We start from the raw sequence: 2634 nt of genomic DNA, 5'->3' as shown, positions 1-2634 counted from the left end.
GTTTTTGGGCTGATGGCTACTTTGCTGAAACCATAGGTAAAACCAATTACTTACAAATAAAAAAGTACATTAAAGACAATAAAGAAATTATGCCAGAGAAGGATTAAAACCACGGTCTTTAGACCGTGTGTAGTTTATTAATAAAAAAGATAGCTATTGGCTTGATAGAATAAGACGTTTTGATCAATATAGAAGAGAAGGATGGATACATTTTATTATAGAACCACCAGATGGAGAAAATATACCATGTGGTGGTTTGTTTTCATTTATTACTAAAGAGGAAGAAATAGGTTTAATAGTTGGAATTAGGCTTCCACCAAATTACCACTCAAGAGAAGATTATGATCATCCGAGCATACTCGAACTTATTTCTCATGCGGTTATGCTTTGTGAAAAATTAAAACAAAAATTGACTAGTCCTGTTCGTATACCAGATATTCATGGAAAATATCAATTAAAAGAGGATAGTGCTTGTTTTCAATGGGGTTTTGAGGCGACACAAGAAAAGCGTGATGTAATTAATTTTAGTATTAATGACTAGAACGACTACGTTTTTCGGCCACTTGCAACTCCATAATAGCTCGACGCATAGCGGTTTCAGCTCGCAAAATTTCTGTAGCTGAGAGTCTCTCTTTTTCCGACAAAGCCTTTTGAGCATCTTCTTTAGCCTTTTTAATAGCAGCAATGTTTAACTCTTCACTGCGATTGGCATTATCAGCCATAATCGTAATATTGTTATCCGGATCAAGATTCAGAAAGCCATCAAAAATCGTAAAAAACCGCTCTTTGCCATCTATTTTAATTTTAAGCTCATCATGTTCTAGCTTAGTTAAAATTGGGGCATGATTGGGTAAAATTGCTATTTGGCCAGTAGTGCTGTGAGCTACAACCACTTCAACCTCACTACTTTTAAATAATGTTCCAGAAGGAGTGATAATAGATAAATTGAGTTTGGTGATGTTTTTAACAACCATAAGTAATATTAAATTTCAATAACTGCAATTTGCATATTAGATAATTCAGAATATAGCCTAGCTGCTAAAAAATTAAGATCTATACCGTGAACCTGCTGCAAATGCTCTGTTTCAATTCTTCCCAGCTCTAGCATCATTGTTTTATCTGAAGTTGATAATTGTCGTAATCCTAGTTTATGACCTAAACCAAATTCGATTATAGTTAAAGCATCATCTAATTCATCTACAGTTGGTTTAATAGAATCACTTTCCGTGTTTAAATATCTTATTGTATTTCCTAAAATTTTATATCTTTCATCTCTATCAAGGCTTATTACAGTTGATATTGGTTTGTAGGTATATCTAATGGCTAATTTTTCTGTTTCTTTATTCATGTTAATAGCATTATAAATTCTTAGCTTTTTCAGCAGCCTCCTCAATACTTCCAACCATGTAAAAAGCTTGCTCGGGTAGTTTGTCGTGTTTACCTTGCAAGATCTCATCAAAGCCACGAACCGTGTCTTCAATTTTGACATACTTACCGGGCATATTAGTAAACTGCTCAGCGACATGGAATGGTTGGGTCAAAAACCGTTGAATTTTCCGAGCCCTAGAAACAGTCAGTTTATCCTCATCAGACAGCTCATCAATACCTAAAATAGCGATAATATCCTGCAATTCCTTATATCGTTGCAGAACCCGTTGTACTTCACGAGCTACTCGGAAATGCTCAGTTCCAACTGCATCTTCGGTCAGAATATTGGAGTTTGAAGATAGAGGATCAACAGCTGGATAGAGAGCCTGATCAGCTAAAGCCCGCTCTAGTACAATAGTTGAGTTAAGATGAGCAAAAGTGGTAGCTGGGGCTGGATCAGAATAGTCATCAGCTGGTACATAGACAGCTTGGAATGAAGTAATTGACCCATTTTTAGTTGAGGTGATCCGTTCTTGTAAAGCACCCATTTCTGAAGCTAGAGTGGGTTGGTAACCTACTGCTGAGGGAATTCGGCCCAGTAAAGCTGAAACCTCACTTCCAGCTTGGGAAAAACGAAAAATATTATCAATAAATAACAGTACATCTTCTTTATTTACATCTCTAAAATATTCTGCAAACGTTAGCCCTGAAAGAGCCACGCGCAAACGGGCTCCAGGAGGTTCGTTCATCTGACCATAAACCATGACGGTTGAAGGCAACACGCCTGATTCTTTCATTTCTACGTATAAGTCATTGCCTTCTCTGGTTCGTTCACCTACGCCAGCAAACACCGAGTGGCCACTATGTTCCATAGCAATGTTGCGAATCAGTTCTTGCATGACTACTGTTTTACCAACCCCTGCGCCACCAAAAGCAGCTACTTTACCACCTTTAGCAAAAGGCGCAATTAAGTCGATAACTTTAATACCAGTTTCTAACATAGCTAGAGTATCTGATTGATCAACTAGTTTCGGAGCAGGGCGGTGGATAGGCCAAGCTTCTTTGCTTTTGACCTCGCCTTGGTTATCAACTGGCTGGCCTAAAACATTAAAAACCCGACCCAGAGCTTTTTCACCTACTGGCATAGAAATTGGTTTACCAGTGTCAGTAGCTTTCATGCCGCGTTTGATACCTTGCGTACTGGTCATGGCTACACAGCGTACCTGCGTTTCACTAATTTGATGTTCAACTTCGGCAATGATGGTT

At 38.1% G+C, this 2634-nt stretch carries 5 protein-coding genes; 2 read left to right on the top strand and 3 right to left on the bottom strand.

What is annotated here, in order from left to right; translation table 11 throughout:
- On the top strand, positions 1-107 hold a 107-nt coding region (locus GYA49_00495), incomplete at its 5' end, for an IS200/IS605 family transposase (GenBank protein NMC35503.1).
- A gap of 149 nt (positions 108-256) precedes the next feature.
- On the top strand, positions 257-541 hold the full coding sequence (locus GYA49_00490) for a hypothetical protein (GenBank protein ID NMC35502.1): 285 nt from the start codon (positions 257-259) through the stop codon (positions 539-541).
- Here the strand turns inward: GYA49_00490 and atpC are convergent.
- From atpC to atpD, 3 genes are all read right to left on the bottom strand, one after another.
- Positions 531-974, bottom strand: a complete 444-nt coding sequence (gene atpC, locus GYA49_00485; protein ID NMC35501.1) for an ATP synthase F1 subunit epsilon — start codon at positions 972-974, stop codon at positions 531-533. The two genes, GYA49_00490 and atpC, sit on opposite strands and share 11 nt — an antisense overlap.
- A gap of 8 nt (positions 975-982) precedes the next feature.
- Positions 983-1348, bottom strand: coding sequence for a hypothetical protein (locus GYA49_00480; GenBank protein ID NMC35500.1), 366 nt, complete (start codon positions 1346-1348; stop codon positions 983-985).
- A gap of 10 nt (positions 1349-1358) precedes the next feature.
- On the bottom strand, positions 1359-2634 hold a 1276-nt coding region (atpD, locus tag GYA49_00475), incomplete at its 5' end, for a F0F1 ATP synthase subunit beta (GenBank protein NMC35499.1).

This window comes from Candidatus Beckwithbacteria bacterium (genome assembly GCA_012797845.1).
Taxonomy (GTDB): domain Bacteria; phylum Patescibacteriota; class Microgenomatia; order UBA1400; family UBA1449; genus JAAZOH01.
Note: the sequence above shows the minus strand (reverse complement) of the source record. Positions and strands in the feature narration are given on the sequence as shown.

Excerpts from the sequence above, each read along its gene's own strand:
- atpC (NMC35501.1), bottom strand. The coding sequence starts at position 974 with ATGGTTGTTAAAAACATCACCAAACTCAATTTATCTATTATCACTCCT.
- GYA49_00480 (NMC35500.1), bottom strand. The coding sequence starts at position 1,348 with ATGAATAAAGAAACAGAAAAATTAGCCATTAGATATACCTACAAACCA.